Here is an 18898-nt window from a genome sequence, read left to right as displayed (position 1 = left end):
TCATCCCTTCGCACCAGCCAGAACAGTGATCACCACTTGCCCCTCGCCGCCGCGCAGACTGGTGACGAAGGAGGCCGCCCGGGCGCCGCCGGCGCCGAAGAGCACCCAGCCGGGACGGTCCGTGCCGGACACGACGAGCGGTCCGTGCATCGGCAGTCCGGCCTTCTGCATCGCCTCCATCGCGGTCCAGACACGGGTCGCGGCGAGGTCCGGCGTCTCACCCGGGTGGCCGGCCAGAAGCTCCGCCACCCCGGCGTGCGGGCCGAGCAGTCCCTGCCACTCCTCGGGGCCGCGCGGCGCCACACTCTCGACGTCGCAGCCGAGAAGGCCCTCAGCGGCGACGGCCAGCGTGATCCCGGCGCCGTGCGCGATCGAGATGGTGCGTTCCCCGGCGACCTCGGGTCGCCCGTCGGGCCGGTACGTGATCTCGACCGGCTGTCCGAGCGCGTGCCCGGCGGCGACCGCGCTGGTCCGGCGACGCGCGGCGGTCCGCTCGGCCGGGTCCGCCGGCACGGGCCCGTCGGGCTCGATCGCGACCGCCACGTCGGTGATCCCCAGGTCGCCGAGCGCGCGCTCCAGGAAGGGACCGAGCAGCGGGGCCACCCACGGGCCGGATCCGTCCTGCTTACGGACCGCGCGCAGCCGCAGCCCCTCCCACCGCTCGACGGTCGTCCCGGCCTCGTCGCGCAGGGCGATGTCGTAGATGTAGGTGTCGCCGTCACGCTCCCGTTCGGTGGCGCAGTAGCGCAGCTCGCGGGCGTTGAAGAGCTTCGCGCCGCCGGGATGGATCCGTTCCACGCCGGCGGGCAGCAGCGTGGCGTCCGGCACGCACACCTGGTTGCCGTGCATGAGCGCGTCGCGGACGCCCGGGTCCCCCAGCAACAGCGTCGGGGAGACGTACGGGGCGAACCACTCGGTCGAGTCGTCGGCCGCCAGGATCGCGTCCACGTGACGGGCGGCGGCCCGGTGGTACTGCCGGAGTCGCTGGAACCGGGCGCCCTGGAAGAGGATCACGCCGTACAGGTCGTCGGAGGGCGCGATCGGGGCCGGCGTCAACCCGTCCGACACCTGGTCCGGGGGGCCCGCCGGGGCGCTGTCGCCGTCGAGGCGCAGCCGCGCGGTGAAGTGGTCGGCGGCGAAGCCGGTCTCCTCGCTGCGGATCGCGACCTCGACGGTGTCGTCGTCCGTCAGCAGCGCGGCCACCTGGATCTTCGTGTGGCCGTGCGGCGAGACGATGATGGGGCGCAGGAACTCCGCCCGTTCGATGACCGGGACGGCGTCCGAGCCGGAGACGGCCGCGGCCACCTGCGCCATGGCCTCCATCCCGAACACCGCGGGGAACAGCAGGTTGCCGTCGAGATCGTGGTCCGCGAGGTAGCGGTCGGCGCCGACGTTCAGCTCCGTCTCCACCACCAGTTCGACCTCGTGGTAGCGGATCAGCACGCGGTCGACGAACCGCAGCAGCGGCAACGACGGCTGGTGGTACCGAACCGTGTGGACGCTCTCGGTGCGACCGCTGATCACCACCACCACCGGGGCCGCGGTGTCCGAGACCAGCCGCCGCAGGATCGCGATGCCCTGGCTGGGGGTGATGGGCGTGACGCCCTCGCGGCTGAGCGACTCGACGACCGACAGCCGCTCGCCCATGCCGACGCCCGACCAGACCGACCACTCCAGGCACAGCGTGCGGCACTCGGGATACGCGCGGGCGAACGCGGTGGTTTCCTCGGCCAGCCAGTCGTTGGCGGTGGCGTAGTGCGCCTCGCCCCGCAGACCCGCCCGGCCGATGATGCTGCCGAGCGTCACGAGCAGCCGGAGCCGGGACGGGTCGACCGCGTCGAGCACCGCCCGCAGGCCGTCGACCTTCGGCGCCAGGGCGGCGCGGAACGCGGCCGGGTCCAGGCTCGTCAGTGCGGCCGGTTCGTTGCGGCCCGCGCCGTGCAGGACCGCGGTGACCGGGCCGAGTTCGTCGGACAGCTCCCGCACCGCCTGGCGTACGGCCGCGGCGTCGGTGACGTCGGCACGGGCGTACCGCACGGTGACGCCGGCCTCCGCGATCCGGGCCAGGTTGGCCGCCAGCTCGCTGTCCTGGGCGGGGTCGGAGCGGCCCAGCACCGCCAGCCTGGCGCCGCTGTCGCCGGCCAGGGCGAGGGCACACTCGGCGGTGATGCCCTTGCCTCCACCGGTGACCAGCAGCACGTCGTCCGCGCCGAGCGGGGCCACCGGGGCCTCCGGGCGCACCGGCATCGCGCGCAGGGTCGGGACCCGCCGGACACCATCGTCGTAGTGCACCTCGCTGAAGGAGGTCGTCGCGGCGACCTCCTTCACCACCAGCTCGATCGCGGCGTCGGTGGCGGCGGGCAGGTGCACGACGGTGACCAGCACCGACGGCGCCTCCAGGTGCAGCGTCCGGGCGATCGCCGCCGCGCCGCGACCGTGCCCGACCAGGACGAAGCGGGTGCTGCCGGCGGCGAGGGCCTGCTGGGCGCCCCGGAGAGCGGACTCCAGCTGTTCCTCCGTGCAGTCGGGCGGCAGGCAGACCAGGACACCGCTGCCGAGCCCGGACTGTTCGAGCGTGCTCGCGAGCGCCGCGGCGAACGGGTGGTCCGCGTCGGCGTGCAGCTGCCACGGGCCGTTCTTGGCGGCGGCGTCGGCGGGGACCGCCGGCAGCGGCACCTCGTCGAGGTCGACCCGCCAGGGCCGGGCCCAGGCGGCCACCCCGGCCACCACCGGAGCGGCGGCGGCATCGCTGTCCCGGGCCGTGTTCGCGAGGGCCTCCATCGTCTCGGCGAGCTCGCGGATGGTGGCGGTGGCGAAGTTGATCGGCATCTGGGCCGGCGGCACGTCCAGGCGCTGGGCGAGCTGGTTCACCACCTGACCGACCGTGATCGAGCTGAGGTGCAGGTCGTCGAGCAGCCGGCTGTCCGGCCCGACGAGTTCGAGCGGCAACTCGGCGCGGTCCGCCGTGAGCCGTCGCAGCAGGTCCTGGGTGGACTCACCGGCCGGCCCGGCGGATTCGGCGACGACGGGCGTCGTCGCCACGGCGGGGCCGCGCTCGATCGTCGCGCCGAGCTCCGGCGCCTGCTCGCACGGGCTGGCCAGGAAGGAGAACGTGGCGCCGACCTCCAGCGGCCGCACGAGGCGGCCGTCGAACAGCGCCGCCGGGGCGGGCGCGGCGCCGGTGACGTACGCGGCGCCGGCGACCCGGAGCAGACTCGCGAGCGATTCGCTGTCGGTGTCCAACGCGACCACGGGAACATCCGTGACCGTGCCGGCCAGCCCGGTGAGCACCTGCCCGGGCCCGACTTCGACGAACAGGTCGGTGTTCTTGGCGGCCAGCGCGACGGCCTGGTTGAACAGGACCGGGTCGGTGATCTGGCGGCGGAGCAGCGCACGCACGTCGGTCCGGGCGGGTAGCACGTCACCGGTGACGGTGGAGACGACCCGGGCGCCGACCCGGTGGAAGGTCTCGTCCGCGAGCGTGTCGGCGAAGGCGTCGGCGGCCGGAGCCACCAGCGGGGAGTGGAAGGCGTGCGAGACCCGCAGCCGCGTCGCGGTCAGTCCGGCCGCCTGGGCCTTGCGGCAGACCGCCTCGACCGCGTCGACCGAGCCGGAGACGACGGTGTGCTGGGGTCCGTTGTAGGCGGACACGACCACCGGGAGGTCCCCGATGATCGCGTCGAGCGCCTCGGGCGGCGCCCCGATGTCGGCCATCGTGCCGGCCCGGCTGTGCCCGGCCATGGTCCGGCCCCGCAGGCCGGCCACCCGCAGCAGGGTGTCCTCGTTCATGGCGCCGGCCCATTGCAGGGCCACGATCTCACCGAGGCTGTGCCCGATCGCGGTCGACGCCTCGATGCCGAGCAGCGCCAGGGCGTGCTGCCCGGCGACGGACCCGGTGACGATGCGCGGCTGGGCCACCTCGGTCGCCACGACGTCGCTGCCGGTCGGCAGCGCGGCGCGCAGGTAGACGTCCTCGACCTCGGCGAACCGCCGCCGCAGCGCGCCGCCGCTGACGCCGCGTCCGGAGCCCTGCCCCGGGAAGAGGAAGCTGATCCGGGCCGGGCCGCTGACGTGTCCGAGCAGGAAGCGGCCGTCCGGACGGATCAGCGTCGCCTCGCCGGACTCGACGGCCTCGCGGGCCGCGGTCAGCAGCCGCTCGGCCTCCTCCGGCGAGGAGGCGACGACCGCCGCCCGGAACGGCCGGCCCCGCAGGTCGCGGTGCAGCGTCGCGGCGAGGTCACCGAGTTGCGCGTACGAGATCGTCGGCACGAAGGCGCTCAGCTCGGCGAGCCGGGCGGCGAGTTCCTCCGCCGAGGCGGCGTCCACCAGCAGCAGTTCGGCGTCCTGGACCGAGGCGGCGAGGGCACGCACCCGGCGGTCCGGCACCGACCGGCGCGGCCCGTGGCGTTCGAGCACGACGTGCGTGTTGATGCCACCGAAACCCATCGCGGTGATACCGGCCCGCACCTCCACCTCGGCCGGCCACGGCTCGGCCTTGCGCAGCGTGCGCAGCCGGGCGCCGTCGTCGGTGAGGATCTCGTGCGGGTCGACGGAACCGACGCTCGGGGGAAGCACCTCGTGGTGCACGGCCATCGCGGCGCGGATGAACCCGGCCACCCCGGCGGCGGCCTTGGTGTGGCCGATCATGCCCTTGATCGAGCCGATCACGGCCGGCGGCGCCTCGGGGTTCGCCGCCTCGCGGGCGCTGGACAGCGCCGTCAGCTCGGTGGCGTCCCCGACCTTCGTGCCGGTGCCGTGCCCCTCGAAGAGCCCGACGGTGTCGACGCCGAAGCCGGCCCGGGTGTACGCGCGGCGCAGCGCGAGCCGGTAGCCGTCGACCTCGGGCCTAGTGATGCCACCGTGGCCGTCGGAGGAGATTCCCCAGCCGGCGACCGAGGCGTAGATCCGGTGGCCGGCCTCGACCGCCCGGTCGGTGCGCATCAGGACCACCATGCCGCAGCCCTCGCCGGGCCAGAACCCGTTGGAGGCACGGTCGTAGACCCGCATCTCACCGGTGGCGAGCGCGCCGGTCTTGGCGAAGCCGATGACCTCGAACGGGTCGATGGACAGGTCGACACCGCCGGCGACGGCGACGTCCAGGTCTCCGTCGAGCAGCGCCCGGCACGCGGTCACCACGGACAGCAGCGACGAGGAGCAGGCGCCGTCGACGGTGTATCCGCCGCCCTTGAGGTCGAAGTAGTTGCAGATGCGGCCGGCGATCGTGTTCGACAGCGCGCCGGCGAGGGTGTCCTCGTCGAGCGGCGGGAACGGGCTCTTGTACGCCTTCTCGTAGCTGGCGAGGAAGGTGGACAGCTGCTCGTCGTCCCAGCCCTCCGCCCGCAGCGCCGCCGCCACGGTCCGCCGCACGTACGGCCAGCGCAGCCGCATCTGGTTCGCGCGGGAGAACTCCCCGGTCAGGGTGTTGCCCACGATCACCCCGGTCCGCTCCTGCGGCAGGCCCTCACCCATCGGGAACCCGGCATCGGCCAGCGCCGTCGCGGCGGTGTCCAGGGCCAGCCAGTGGGCCAGATCCGTGGACCGGTACGTGCTGCCGGCGACCTTGTAGGCGACCCGGTCGAACTCGTAGCCCTCAAGGACGGCGGCGTTGCGCGCGTAGAAGCGGTCCGGGGCGGCCGGGTCCGCATCCCAGTAGTCGTCATGGTTCATCCGGACGTCGGGGAGCCGCCGGAACGCCCGGCGACCCGCGATGGCGTTCTCCCACAGCTCCTGCGGTGAACGCGCGTCGGGGTAGTGGCACGCCATCCCGACCACGGCAATACTGGTCATTGCTCACTCGGCTTTCGTGTCGCTACCAACGGAACGAAGGCGCTCTTGATGCGCTGGCGCCAGACTTCGTAGGTGGGCAGGACGTCGTCGGCGGGCAGTCCGGCCCGCGCCTCGTCGGTCACTTGTGTCGCCTCGCCCACGGACATTCCACAGAGGACGCCGGTGGCCAGTTCGTTGTGCGGCATCACCAGACCGGCTCGTTGGCGTGCCGCGGCGCCGAACGCCGCGCCTTGCGCGAGTTCCAGCCGGTACTCCCCCGCGGTCCGGGCGAGCCAGGTCAGTTCCTGTTCACTTGCGCCGCCGGCGTAGCAGACGGCGAGCCCGGCGCCGGCGTACAGGTCGGGGCGACGGTGTGCGGGGAACGCGTCCAGGAGGCGGACGAGCTGCCCGGCGTCCGTTCCGGCCACGAACCAGCAGGCCCGTCCGATGCCCTGGTCGATCGCTCGCAGGGAGTAGTCCCTGGAGTAGTCCCGTGGACCGTCGGTAGGCCATGGAAAGACCGACGGAGCGTCCCGCCGGCGAACGTACCGATCGGTCCTAAAGTAGGCCTGGTGGAACCCGTACCCGTCGAGGACGAGCCAACGCAGCAAGGGGTCCGGGGCGTGCAGGCGCGACCACAACGGACGCGGCAGGCGGGCCATCGCCCAGCCCACCCCGACGTACGCCATGTAGACGTGTTCGTCGTGGTCGGCGAGGAACCGGGCGACGTGCCGCGATCGCCCGGGCAGGGCGTCGCGGATCGCGAAGGCCATCGCCGCGCCCTCGTAGGCGAAGCCCCGGAACGCGGCCGGCGCCGACTCGACCACGGGTGCCGCCTCCGGCGGTCCGTCCGCCTCCGCGGCGGCGGCGAACCCGTGCAGGAACGAGCTGCCGACCGTCTCGAGGCGGTCGCGGGCCTGTTCGTCCTTGAGGTGAAATCCACGCGTACTGAGTTTCGTCTGCCCCACATCGGGGGTCAGAATGCGGCGTCGAAGCTTGCTCCAAGCAGTCATCATCTTCTCCGGTCTGCCCACTTAGGCCTCATTGTTACGCATCCGTGGGCAGAAAATTCTCCTGCATTGCGGTCGTTCGCATTCACTGCGACGACCGCACCACCGAACCGCGAAAAAGCCGACCCTGAGCACTGCGGAAATAGGAACTGGAGAGTGGGAATTACGGTTTCCCGCAGATCAGCGCAATGCAGGAGTCGAGCGCGGAGGCCCCGCCGTAACCACGATGGCTGCCATCGGCCCCCATCCGGAAGCCACATCCGGACCTCGGTAAAGGAGCGTGCCGTGGATTCCGACGAAGCGGCGGAACACCGGATGCGCACGAATGGTTCTGAAGGCACCCACCATCGCGGCCTAACACGGAATGGACTTTCCGCAAATCTACGCAGCGCCCGATGGACCGTCATCTTCAAACTTGCCTACCCGATGACTGCCCGTAATTACGGCTTGACCAGCGCGGACACCCGTCGACAGGCGGCGATGGAAGTCGCGCTCCCCCGCACCGGACAGATGCGGCGATTCCCGAACATCCACACCGCGACAAGGTGGCACCAAGTGCGGCGCTTCGGAGGAAATGGACCCGCCGAATTATGGCGACTGGACATTCGTACTATCAGCAGCGGAGTGCACCGCTATCCGCCCGCCGGCATCCCCCTATACGGCGCTGACGTGCGAAGACGGCACTTCTGCGTGAGCCACTCCATGACTGCGCTCCGTGGTGGAGCCGTCATTGACGGTGTTGCCAACCCCCCATGGCTCGGCTAACCTCGACGCCAGCAATACCGCCCGTACCGGGAGGGGGGAAGAGGCCAATTCCGCGGACACTCGCATAAATTCCAGTGGCTGCGACAGCCGCCAATATACCGACACATCTAGCAGACCAGGCCCACGAGCCGCCCGCTACGCAGTGTCAAAATGATGAAATTGCAGGTCATTGGGGGAACCGCTGTGGACGATCCAATCGAGAAAGCTGTGCGGCGCGCCATCGCCGCCATGCACGAGAAGCTCGGCGAGCAGCTCACGGTAGACGACATGGCCCGCGCCGCCATGTTCAGCAAGTTTCACTTCACGAGGGTGTTCCAGCGGGCCACGGGCGTGACGCCGGGCCGCTTCCTGTCCGCCCTACGTCTCCAGCGCGCCAAGCACCTGCTCGTCTCCACCTCATTGAGTGTTGCCGATATCAGCATGCGGGTGGGATACAACAGCGTCGGGACTTTCAGCTCCCGGTTCACCCGGAGCGTGGGAATGCCGCCCACGACGTACCGCCGGCTGTCCGGATATGCTCCGCAGATCGCGACCGACCCCGACTACCGGACGGGGCACCCGCACAACGCCCGCGTGCAGGGTCGCATCTGGGCGCCCGAGTCGCACGCGGACAGCCCGGTGTTCCTGGGCCTGTTCCAGGACCGCATCCCGGAGGGCCAACCGGTCCGCTGCACGATCCTGGCGCGCCCCGGCGCGTACCAGCTCGACTGCGTGCCGCCGGGTAACTGGTTCCTCCTCGCCCAGTCGGTCAACGGGGACCTGGACTCCGACATGGACGCCGGCGACGAGCAGGCCGTCTGCGTCGCCACCCACGGGCCCCTGCACATGCGGGGCGACGGCGTCGCGCACGCCGACCTCGATCTGCAGCCGGCCCGCGCGATGGATCCCCCGGTCCTGCTGGCGCTGCTCGACCAGCGCAAGCTCGCGCTGGCCCGGGTGGCCGAGGAGCGGGTGGGGGCGGTGTCGTCGATCGGCGCCGCGGTCACGTCGGGCCGCTCCGCCGCGTGAGCGGTCCGACCCGACTCCGACCAGGACAGTGTCACCGGTCCCGGCCCGACGACCTCGGGGCGGGCCGGCCACGGGTCGACCGGGCGGGGCGCGGCCCGCTCGTGGGCCCGCCACCACTCGTAGCGCGGTAGCCCGCCGCCTGCCGGCTCCGCCCTGGCCGCCGCGTTCGTGACCGTGCCGTCAGGCCGGTCGGCGCGACAGTTGCCGCCTCCGGTTGCCGGGGCAGCCGGCCCGCGCGGACGCCCACGCCCTCGCCGCGACCACCGCCCGCGCCGCCGGCGCCGGACGCGGCGGCCACGTCCCCGCGCGTCGCGCCCAGGACGGTGACCGTCACCCGCGCGCCGCTCGTCCGCGACGCCGCGTAGCTCCCCCCGACGAGGTCGAGCCGGCGCGACGCACGTGGGGTCGCGCCGTGCGCGACCCCGACCCACCCCGCGACCGCCCGCCGCATCCGCGTGCGGCGCGCGGCCGGGATGGCGCGCTCCCCCATTCGGGGCACGCTCCACGACGACGACGGGAACGTCCGGACTTCGGGGATTCCAACGCGGTGGGAAAGTGTTTGTCTATCCATTGTGGTCAATGGGAAGCAATCACGGAGGTGCACCCGTCACGGGCCTCCCACACGATTGAGCCGCGAATGCCTGAACCCACCGACAGGAGGCGACGCCGTGACACCCGACGACCCGAGCGGCGAGCGGACGACGACGCCGGAGGCGTTCGCGGGCACCATTCCCGGTGAGAAGCGGTAGTCCGCCGACGTGAGCGTCGCCGGTGTCCCGGCCGGTGGTGGAGCCGTCGGGTCAGCCTGGTCATACTCCGTGCCGCGGCCCTCGACACCGGCGCGCGGATGAGCAACGCCGAGGCGGCGCTCCGGGCCACCCGGACCTCACCACGCTCGGCTTCCGGAACACCCGGTGCCCCTCGCCGCAGGCGACGCCCGGTGTGGCGGTGCGGGAACGCGGGCCGTGGTCGCCCGGAGCCGGGGACCAGGACGAACACCACTTCACACACGCCTGCGGACCGGAGCGCCGACCGGCGCCCCCGGTCGTCGACCCGGCGCCGTACCGCGCACTCGCCACCGTGCGGCACGTCGATGACCGGCGACGCCTCGGCACCGTGGCCGGGAATCGATCCGAGGAGTGACATGCCCCACCGACCGGCTGACCGCAACCCGTGGTCCGTCCTCGCCGTGCTCTGTCTGGCCAACTTCCTCATCCTGCTGGACACCACGATCGTCAACACCGCGGCGCCGCACATCATGGCGGCGCTGCACACGCCGGTGGACGGGGCGCTGTGGGTGCTCAACGGCTACCTGCTGGCATTCGCCTCGCTGCTGATCCCGTTCGGGCGGCTGGGCGACCGGGTCGGCCCGCGCCGGGTCTTCGTCGTCGGGCTCGCCGTGTTCACCGTCGCATCGGTCTGGTGCGCGCTGTCCCGCACCACGGGCGAGCTGGTCACCGCCCGGGTCCTCCAGGGGATCGGTGCCGCGGCGTTGCTGCCACAGGCCCTGGTCCTGATCTCCGCCGTCTTTCCCGCCCACCGTCGCGGCGCCGCCTTCGGCATCTTCACCGCGGTGGCCGGCGTCGCCGCGGTGAGCGGCCCCACCCTCGGCGGCCTGCTCGTCACGAAGGCCGGTTGGCAGTCGATCTTCTACCTCAACGTGCCGGTGGGTCTGGCCGGCCTGCTCCTCGCGCTACGTCACCTGCCACGCCTGCGGCCGGCCCGGGCGCACCGGTTCGACCTGATCGGCGTCGTGCTCGCCACCGCGGGCCTGCTGGCCATCGTGTTCGGTCTCGTCGAGGGGCAGCGCTACGCGTGGGGGCGGGTGCTGGGACCAATCGGCATCCCGCACATCCTCCTCGCCGGCGCGGCGCTGCTCGCGCTGTTCGTCTGGTGGGAGCGGCGTGCGGCCGAGCCGCTGCTGCCGCCGGACCTCTTCGGCGACCGGCACTTCACCATCGCCACGGTCCTGACGGCCATCAGTTCCCTCGCCCTGTACGGCTTCCTGTTCGTCTTCGTGCTGGAGACCCAGAACATGCTCGGCATGAGCCCGCTCGCCTCCGGTCTCGCCGCGCTGCCGTGGACGGTCACCCTCAGCGCCGTCGCGCCGGTCGCCGGCCGGCTCGCCGACCGGGTGGGCGGCCGGATCCTCCTCATGACCGGCCTCGCCCTCCAGGCCGTCGGCGTGCTCGGAGTCGCGGTGCTGCCCGGACCCTCGTCGTCGTGGCGCACCTTCGCCGGGCCGCTCGTCGCGATCGGCGTCGGTATGGGCCTGTCCATCGCGCCCACCATGACCGAGGCGATGCGCGGCATCACCCCGCAACGCGCGGGCGCGGCGTCCGGCCTGCTCAACACCGCCCGCCAGGCCGGCGCCGCGCTCGGCGCCGCGCTGATCGGCGCCGTGCTGCAGAGCCGCCTGCCCGACTCCACGAACCGCGCCGCGTTCCGCGACGGCTTCGCCACGGCCAGCCGGCCGGCGCTCGCGGTGGTCGCCGGCGTGTTGCTTGCCGGCGCCGGACTGGCCGCCGCGATGCGGCCCCGCCCGCGGGTACCGATGGATTCCGCCTCGCGGGAGCAAGTTGCACCAAACGCAACATCGAAGGTGACGAACCTGCACCCCGGCCCGTATTCTGGTCTGGCCGGTGCTGTCGACAGCGGGGAACCTGATGCGTATCTCAGATCTCAGTAGGCAGACAGGCGTACCGATCGCAACGATCAAGTTCTACCTCCGGGAGCGCCTACTCCCCCCGGGCACCCCGACCGGCCGTAACCAGGCGGCGTATGGCGAAGCCCATCTGCGGCGGCTGCGGCTCATCCGCGCACTGACCAACATCGGCCAGCTCGAGCTCACCTCGGTGCGTGAACTGCTGACCGCAATAGAGAACGACAAGGTACCACTTCCCGCCCTGTACGCGCTCGTCGACCGCGCATTGTTTCCACAGGAGCCGGCGCTGCACAGCGTGGAGGGCGCGAAACAGGTGCGTGCCGACGTCGACCGTTTCGTCAAGGAACTCGGCTGGTCCCCCGACATGGACGCGCCCAGCCGGGACCGGCTCGCGCTCGTGGTCCTCACCCTGCAACGGCTCGGCTGCGAGTGCGGGATGGAGTACTTCCTCCCCTACGCGGAAGCGGCCGAAAAGCTCGCGGTGCAGGATCTGGACCTGCTCCCCGCCGACGGCGTGGGCGCCGACCGGGCCGCCGTGGTGGTGCGGGGCGTCCTGCTCGACGTGGCGCTGTCGGCGTTGCGCCGGATGGCCCAGGAGCACCACGCGACACTGCGCTTCGGCGCGACGAAGGCCGACGTCCGACACGCCTGACGCGCCGGGCGTCGGCCTGCGATCCGCCCGTCGGCCACGCACCGCCGCGCACTGCCCCGGGCCGGCCTGGCCGCGGCGACGGCACCGTGGCGACGGCCATCCACTCGACGAATGTGAGTTCGCATGATCGTCACCCCCACCGGCACGGTGAGCGTCCACCCGGTCGAGCGGGCGATCGAGCTGCTACGGGACAGGTACGTCTTCCCGGAGCGGGCCGAGGCGGCCACCGCGACGCTCCGGCAGCGGCTGGCCGACGGCGCGTACGACGGTCTGGACGACTCGACGCTGGCCGAACGTCTCACCGCGGACCTGCTCGACGTGTGCCCGGACGCGCACCTGTGGGTCCGGGTGCGCGACGAGCGCCGCGCCACCGCCAGGGCCAGCATCCGCCGGGTCGAGATCCTCGACGGCAACGTCGGATACCTGGACGTGCGCCGCATCAGTGGCTCCACGGGCGGCGGCCGGGCCGTCGTCGGCGCGATGGAGCTGGTGTCGCGCACCGACGCGCTCATCCTCGACCTGCGTCACAACGAAGGCGGCTCGCCGGACGGCGTCGTGCTGTGGAGCAGCTACTTCCTGCCGGCCGAACCGACACACCTCAACAGCATCCACGACCGGGTCACCGGCCGGACCCGGCAGTTCTGGAGCCTGGCGTGGCTGTCCGGCGAGCGGTACCTCGACCGGCCGCTGTACGTGCTGACGAGCGACCAGACGTTCTCCGGCGCCGAGGATCTCTGCCTCAACCTGAAGGTGCGCGGCCGGGCCAGGTTGGTCGGTGAGACGACGCGTGGCGGAGCGAACCTCGCCACCGTCCTCGCGCTGACACCGACGCTGGAGATCGCGGTGCCGCACGCCTACTCGATCAATCCGATCACGGGCGGCAACTGGGAGGGCACCGGCATCGAGCCCGATCTCGCGGTGCCGGCGGCGACCGCGTTCGACGTGGCGTACGCGGAGCTGCGTGAGCGCGAGCCGGGGGCACAGGAGCCACCCGGGCACTGAGCGACGGCGCCGGGCAACAGCGGCCGGCCCGCGCCCCGGGACGAAACCGGGAGAAGCACCGACGGCCCGGTCGCCATGCGACCGGGCCGTCGTGCTGGTACGTCCGCCGCTCCCGCGGCCGTCGGTGGGTGTCCGCCGCCGGCGTCCCGAACGTGGCGGCACCGGACGGGAACGGAGATGCCTCAGCGGCGCACCGCGTACCCCGGCACACGCACCGCGCCGCTGTCGATCCGCGGCGACGCCGCCGTCGGGTCGGGCGGCGGCAGGGTGTCGCAGGTCGCGTCGGGTCGGTTACCGGGCTTGCGCGCCGGCAGCCGGCCCGTCGCGAGGTAGTCGGCGATGACGCCGGTGACGCACGGGTTGCCGCTGAACGAGAGGACGTGGGTGGTCTGGCCGACCTCCGCCAGCAGCGCGCCGTTCGGGAAGCGGCGCCGCGCCTCCAGGCTGCCCTCGAACGGCGTGGCCGCGTCCAGCGTGCCGCCGACGAACAGCACGCTGCTGACCTTCGAGCCGTCGACCTGGACCGGCTGGGAGACCTTGCCCGGCCAGAACAGACACGGCGCGTTGTTCCAGGCGTTGTACCAGGTGGCGAACGGCGCGCCACGGAACGTACGCCAGTTGTCACGCCGCCAGGTGGGCCAGCTCCGCGGCCACCGGGTGTCGGTGCACTGCACCGCGTTGAAGACCGCGAAGACGTTGTCGTCGGCCGGGCGGAAGGAGCTCTCGTACGCCGCGACCATCAGCTCGGCGTCGGGGTCGTCGACGGCGCTGACGAACAACTCGGCCAGGGTCGGCCAGATCGCCTGGAAGTAGCCGGCGTAGACGAAGATGTCGGTGAACTCGGCCGGGCCGACGACGCCGCCGGCCGGTGCCGTGCGCAGCCTGCCCTGCGTCGCGTACCAGCGCTGTCTGACCTGGTCGGCGGTCTTGCCGAGGTGGTAGACGCCGTCGTACTTCGCCACCCACGCGAACCACATGCGCAGGCTGCGTTCGAAGTTCACGTCCTGGTCCAGGGCGGCCTGGTACCAGACCTTGCGCGGGTCGATGTTGCTGTCGAGCACCATGCGGCGCACCGTCTCCGGGTACACCGTGCCGTACACCTGACCGATGTAGGTGCCGTAGGAGATGCCGTACAGGTTGACCCGGCCGACGCCGAGCGCCTTGCGGATCGACTCCACGTCCCGGACCGTGTCGAGCGTCGTCATGTGGTCCAGCAAGTCGCCGCCGGCCGCACGGCAGGCGTCGGCGTACTCCTTCGACCGGCGCAGCCAGGTGCGCTCGATGTTCCGGCTCCCGGGGACGTACTCCGGGCGCGGCCCGTCGAGGTAGTCGCTGTCGCAGGACAACGCGGGCACACTGGAGCCGACGCCACGCGGGTCGAAGCCGATCCAGTCGTACGCGCCCCGGACGGCGGCGGGGACGCACACCGCCGCCGAGGTGCACAGCCCGGAGTTGCCGGGTCCGCCCGGCAGGGAGATGATGACGCCCTGGTAGTCCTCGGCGGCCACCGTCGCCCTGATCCGCGAGACGGCGATCTGGATCTTTCTGCCGTTCGGCCTGCGGTAGTCCAGCGGCACGTCGAGCAGGCCGCACTCAGCGTCGACCCCGTGCGGATCGGGCGTCCCGCACGGCTTCCAGGTGATCCCGGCGGTCGCGGCCGGGCCCGCTCCGGACGCCGCCGAGGCGCCGTTCACCGCGGGCACGACCGCCACCGTCGCCGCGGCGACGAAGAGGGCGAGGCCCTTCGTGATCTTTCGATCCACAATTCCCTCTCATCGTGGGAGTGGGCGCGTTCGGGCATCGGCTCGGTCCGCACGATGGAACGCTGCCCCGTTTCGGGTACGACGGACGCGCACGGCTTGCGCAGGACCTATCTCTCCACGGCCCGGCTCACCCGGACCCCTCCCGTTCCGCGGGCTGCGGATCCCCTGTCGCGGCCTCGGTGGCGGTCGACCGCCGCAGGGCTCTGTCGCAGGCCGCGAGGTGGCGGCCGAGGGCATCCTCGAAGCTGGTGGTCGGGGCGTCGAACATGAGTTGCCGCCGGATGGCCAGCTCCCTGCCGGAGAGACCGCTCACCATCTCGGCGGTGGCGGTCAGGGCCATCGCCGGATGGTTGGTCAACTCGTCGACGATGCCCAGGTCGACGCTCTCGGACCCGTCCAGGTGGGCGCCGAACAGGATCGCCCGGCGCAGCCGGGTCCCGCCGGACTGCTGTGCGAGTCGAAAGATCGCCATGCCGGGCCAGGTGGCTTCCCCGTCGACGAACAGGGACAGCCGGATGTCAGGCGTGGCGATGCGGTAGTCGGTCGCCAACATGGCGTCCAGGGCGAGGCCCCCGCAGTCGCCGGAGGCGACCGCGACAGTCATCACGCTGAGCCGCTCGAGCCGGCGCAGTGACCGCTCCCACTTGCTGACCACTGCCACGTCCAGACCGTGTGTCCAGTCCTTGCCGGGCGTGCCGGTCACGTGCACCGCGAGCATGGTGGTGGTCTTGTTCGACTCGGCCGCCGCGCAGGCGGCCTCCACCGCGGCGACGGACTCCATCGTCAGGGGTTTCGAGCCGTCGATGCGAAGCTCGACATCACCTCGTGCGCCGTCAGCGGCGTAACGCTCGCCCCGGCCTGTCCGGACGGTTGCCGCGCTCACCACTGGATCAGCGCTGTCTCGATCGTGGAACCAGGACCCATCGTCATCAGCACTCCATAATCGCCCGGGGCGGTCACTCTCTCCTGCTGGAGGCGTTCGTACGAGAAAATAAACGAGCCGCTTGACACGTTTCCGTAGTCGCGTAGCACGCTGGTGGTGTGCCGGACCTCGTGGCGGTTCAGTCCCAAATTGACCGTCACCGCGTCGATGACCTTCTTTCCCCCGGCGTGCACGAGCCAGTGTGCGATGTCGCTACGAAGCAGACCGGTATTCGCCAGCAGACGGTCCGCGACGATTTCCGCATGAGCGCCCACGACATAGGGGATCTGCGGGTCGAGGAAGAAACTGAACCGGTTCTGGACGCTGTCCCAGTCGTAGCGCATGGCGTCGACCGCCTCGGGGATGATGCAACTGGCGAACTTGAGGATGCGGGGCCCGCCAGCGGCGCCCGAGGAGTCACCACCGGCCACGCCGAACGAGTCGCCGCCGGCGACGCCGAAGGAGTTGCCGGCGGGGCGGCCGACAACGGCCAGCGCCGCGGCGCCGTCGCCGAACAGACTGTTCACGACCGCGGTGCGCATGGTCGAGTCCAGCACGTATGCGGCAGAACAAGCCTCGGTGCACAACACCACGGCAAGCTCGCCCGGGTTGGCCACGGACCAACTCGACACCACGTTCAGGGCGTTGAGCCCCGCGTTGCACCCCATTCCCACGATATCGGTCCGGCTGCAGTACCGGTCGATGCCGAGCTCACGGATGAGGAGGGCGCTGAGCCCCGGCGTGAGGAATCCGGTGGAGGTCACGCAGCACAGGTGGCGAATGTCGGAGATCGTCGCGCCGACGTCGTCCAGGCACGCCTGCAGGGCGCGCATCCCCATGTCCACGGCCAGCCTCTTGTGCCGGCCGAGCAGGTCTGCCTGGGTTTCCACGGACGGGCTGCCATCGGGTGCCGGCAGCGGCAGTTCGAGGAAGCGTCGCCGAATCGCGCTGTTGAGGAAGACCGAGCGGATCTTCGGATCGGAGATCGCGAAGGTGTCCAGCAGATCCTGCTGCGAGAAGGACGTGGAGGATGAGGCCGTGCCCACCCCGACAATTGTGGATTCGCAAGGGCTTGGTTGGAAAAAGGGAGACTCTGCTGCCAGTGTCCCATCGTATGACCTCTGGGTGTTGGCGATGTCAACGGTCACGCGCAGATCTTCCTTCCGCATCTCAGCCAGCTTGGCGTGTTTGGCCAAGCGCATTATGCCCGTACGCCTACGATGCAGTCCCAGGCGTGGACGCCGCATCTTGGAGGTTGCGGGGTGTCGGCTCAATTTCAGTGGCACCTGAACCGACACCGGATTGGCGTCCCGAGGCATTGCCGGAGGAGCTGATGAGCGCGCTCTCCCGAAACCACGCCATGGAAGCGGCGGCATCCCGGTGGAAAGACACGCTTACCCCCGACCAACAGTTACGAGGATATAGCCTGACGGATCCCTGCTCACGTCCCATAGTGCGCCCTCGAATTCCCCGGACACCAAATCCTGTTATCGAAAAATCGGTTGCCGGAGTGCGTCAGGGTCGCCCGACGCCTCGACGGCGGGGGGGTCGGGACCCTTTCCCGGGAAGGACGGCGGCAATCAGTCGGCCGACCGGTTGCGGAGCGCCCCGGCCCGGGCCTCACGGCAGCCGCCCCGGGCCTGCTGCCGGATCACGAGCAGCTCGACCGGCCTTCCACCCGCCTGGTCGACGCCTCCGGCGGACCACTCGTGGCGACCACCGACACCGGAGCCTGCGCGCCCCGCCGGCGAGGCGTCGGCAGCCGGTCCGGGAAGGACGAGCCCCCGCCGCGGCTCCGGGACGGCCGGGTCGATCGTCCCGGCCCGGGCGTCGCACTCCCGAGGCCGGCAGCCGTCGCGGGATGTCACCGGCTCGTCGCCGCGCTGGCCCGCCCGGCGCCGCGGGTCGCCTCCGCCCCGGCCGACATCACCGGCAGGTCGACGGCGCCCGCACTCGCGGAAGCGGCCATCGCGTCGGCTCATCCTTCCCCGACATGGTCGTCGCGAAGGACCGACGCGATGGCCGCCTCTCGTCCACACCCACGCCCGTCAGGGGCAGGTCGTCCACCACTGCGACCCGCGGTGGGCCCGTGCGGCCGACCGGCCGGCGGGCCCACGCGGGCCGCGGCGCACCCGTACGGTCAGCGCGCGAGCGAGCGGGCGAACGTGCGGATGTCGTCGACCAGAAGTTGGGGCTGTTCCAGAGCCGCGAAGTGGCCCCCCCGGTCGAACTCGGTCCACCGGCTGAGGGTCGGCAGGACCTGGTCGGCGAACCGGCGCACCGGCCGCACCGCGTCCTTGGGGAACGACGCGACGCCCACCGGCATCGTCAGCGGCCACGGCCCGGCCCAGGTCCGGATGAAGTCGGCGTCCATGCGGCTGGACTCGTAGTAGAGCTGGGCGCTGGACCCGGCCGTCGCCGTCAGCCAGTAGATGGAGACCGCCGTGAGGATGTGGTCGCGGCTCACGGCGTCCTCCGGCACCTTCACCGAGTCGGTCCACTCCTTGTACTTCTCGGCGATCCAGGCAAGCTGCCCCACCGGCGAGTCGGTCAACGCGTAGGCGAGCGTCTGCGGCCGGGTGGACTGGATCCGCTGCCAACCGGTCCCGTCCTGCATGAAGGTGCCGGTGAACTCCAGGCGGGCCAGGTCGGCCTCGCCCAGGCCCTCCATGGCCGCCGGATCGGGCGGCGGGAACGCCACGCACATGTTGAGGTGGATGCCGACGACGTGCTCGGGATCGGCCAGCCCCAGCCGCAGCGAGATCGGCGTTCCCCAGTCGCCGCCCTGCACCACGTACCTGTCGTAGCCCAGGCCGCTCATCAGCTCCTTCCACGCGCCGGCCACCCGACCGGTGTCCCAGCCCACCTGACCCGTCGGCCCCGAGAACGCGTATCCGGGAATCGACGGGATCACCAGGTGGAAGGCGTCGGCGGCGTCACCGCCGTGCGCGACCGGGTCGCTGAGCGGCCCGATGACGTCGAGGAACTCGGCCACCGTGCCCGGCCAGCCGTGGGTCAGGATCAACGGCGTCGCGCCCTCCTCGGGCGAGCGGACGTGCAGGAAGTGCACGTTCACCCCGTCGATCTCGGTGACGAACTGCGGGTACGCGTTCAGCCGCGCCTCGGCCGCCCGCCAGTCGTAACCGTTTCGCCAGTAGTCGGCCAGTTCCTTGAGATAGTCCAGCGGCACACCGCGATCCCAGCCCACGCCCGGCATCTCGTCCGGCCAGCGCGTGTGGTCGAGCCGCCGGTGCAGATCGTCGAGATCGGACTGCGGCACTTCGATACGGAACGGACGCATCTAACAACCTCCCTGTGTCAGTCGCGGGCCGCGTGCAGCGGCGC

The 18898-nt window shown here is 71.6% G+C and carries 10 protein-coding genes; 4 read left to right on the top strand and 6 right to left on the bottom strand.

The features are described 5' to 3' along the window. Both VKK44_RS10075 and VKK44_RS10070 read right to left on the bottom strand, forming a co-directional pair. On the bottom strand, positions 1-5787 hold the full coding sequence (locus VKK44_RS10075; protein ID WP_343446610.1) for a type I polyketide synthase: 5787 nt from the start codon (positions 5785-5787) through the stop codon (positions 1-3). Continuing rightward, positions 5784-6779, bottom strand: a complete 996-nt coding sequence (locus VKK44_RS10070) for a DUF1702 family protein (protein ID WP_343447733.1) — start codon at positions 6777-6779, stop codon at positions 5784-5786. The genes VKK44_RS10075 and VKK44_RS10070 overlap by 4 nt, the downstream gene beginning before the upstream one ends. 945 nt (positions 6780-7724) lie before the next feature. On the opposite strand from VKK44_RS10070, the gene VKK44_RS10065 reads away from it, so the two are divergent. The 4 genes from VKK44_RS10065 to VKK44_RS10050 all read left to right on the top strand — a co-directional run bounded on the left by VKK44_RS10065 (position 7725) and on the right by VKK44_RS10050 (position 12868). Then, positions 7725-8549 carry an AraC family transcriptional regulator gene (locus VKK44_RS10065; RefSeq protein WP_343446609.1) on the top strand — a complete coding sequence of 275 codons (825 nt, stop codon included), beginning with the start codon at positions 7725-7727 and terminating at the stop codon, positions 8547-8549. Between the two features lie 1144 nt (positions 8550-9693). Continuing rightward, positions 9694-11238 (top strand): MFS transporter, encoded by a 1545-nt coding sequence (locus VKK44_RS10060; RefSeq protein ID WP_343446608.1) that lies wholly within the window; start codon positions 9694-9696, stop codon positions 11236-11238. Beyond that, a complete protein-coding gene (locus VKK44_RS10055) occupies positions 11216-11866 on the top strand; it encodes a MerR family transcriptional regulator (RefSeq protein ID WP_343446607.1) in 651 nt (216 codons plus the stop codon). Before VKK44_RS10060 ends, VKK44_RS10055 begins: the two co-directional genes overlap by 23 nt. Positions 11867-11989: 123 nt before the next feature. Then, positions 11990-12868, top strand: coding sequence for a S41 family peptidase (locus VKK44_RS10050; protein ID WP_343446606.1), 879 nt, complete (start codon positions 11990-11992; stop codon positions 12866-12868). Positions 12869-13050: 182 nt separating this feature from the next. On the opposite strand, the gene VKK44_RS10045 is transcribed toward VKK44_RS10050, so the two are convergent. The 4 genes from VKK44_RS10045 to VKK44_RS10030 all read right to left on the bottom strand — a co-directional run bounded on the left by VKK44_RS10045 (position 13051) and on the right by VKK44_RS10030 (position 18854). Further along, positions 13051-14631 (bottom strand): alpha/beta hydrolase, encoded by a 1581-nt coding sequence (locus VKK44_RS10045; protein WP_343446605.1) that lies wholly within the window; start codon positions 14629-14631, stop codon positions 13051-13053. Between the two features lie 127 nt (positions 14632-14758). Beyond that, positions 14759-15412: an enoyl-CoA-hydratase DpgB gene (dpgB, locus tag VKK44_RS10040; protein ID WP_343446604.1), complete on the bottom strand. Its 654-nt coding sequence runs from the start codon at positions 15410-15412 to the stop codon at positions 14759-14761. 98 nt (positions 15413-15510) lie between these two features. Further along, on the bottom strand, positions 15511-16599 hold the full coding sequence (gene dpgA / locus VKK44_RS10035) for a 3,5-dihydroxyphenylacetyl-CoA synthase DpgA (RefSeq protein WP_343446603.1): 1089 nt from the start codon (positions 16597-16599) through the stop codon (positions 15511-15513). Between the two features lie 1094 nt (positions 16600-17693). Then, the gene (locus VKK44_RS10030; RefSeq protein ID WP_343446602.1) at positions 17694-18854 is read right to left on the bottom strand and encodes an epoxide hydrolase family protein; all 1161 of its coding nucleotides are present in this window, start codon (positions 18852-18854) and stop codon (positions 17694-17696) included. Between the last annotated feature and the right edge of the window lie 44 nt (positions 18855-18898).

Source organism: Micromonospora sp. DSM 45708 (assembly GCF_039566955.1).
In the GTDB taxonomy this organism is placed as follows: domain Bacteria; phylum Actinomycetota; class Actinomycetes; order Mycobacteriales; family Micromonosporaceae; genus Micromonospora.
Note: the sequence above shows the minus strand (reverse complement) of the source record. Positions and strands in the feature narration are given on the sequence as shown.

What these genes read in the sequence shown, in the direction of transcription:
- VKK44_RS10030 (WP_343446602.1), bottom strand. Translation starts at nt 18,854, where the DNA reads ATGCGTCCGTTCCGTATCGAAGTGCCGCAGTCCGATCTCGACGATCTG.
- VKK44_RS10050 (WP_343446606.1), top strand. Translation starts at nt 11,990, where the DNA reads ATGATCGTCACCCCCACCGGCACGGTGAGCGTCCACCCGGTCGAGCGG.
- VKK44_RS10060 (WP_343446608.1), top strand. Translation starts at nt 9,694, where the DNA reads ATGCCCCACCGACCGGCTGACCGCAACCCGTGGTCCGTCCTCGCCGTG.
- VKK44_RS10055 (WP_343446607.1), top strand. Translation starts at nt 11,216, where the DNA reads ATGCGTATCTCAGATCTCAGTAGGCAGACAGGCGTACCGATCGCAACG.
- VKK44_RS10070 (WP_343447733.1), bottom strand. Translation starts at nt 6,779, where the DNA reads ATGACTGCTTGGAGCAAGCTTCGACGCCGCATTCTGACCCCCGATGTG.
- dpgB (WP_343446604.1), bottom strand. Translation starts at nt 15,412, where the DNA reads ATGGAGTCCGTCGCCGCGGTGGAGGCCGCCTGCGCGGCGGCCGAGTCG.
- VKK44_RS10075 (WP_343446610.1), bottom strand. Translation starts at nt 5,787, where the DNA reads ATGACCAGTATTGCCGTGGTCGGGATGGCGTGCCACTACCCCGACGCG.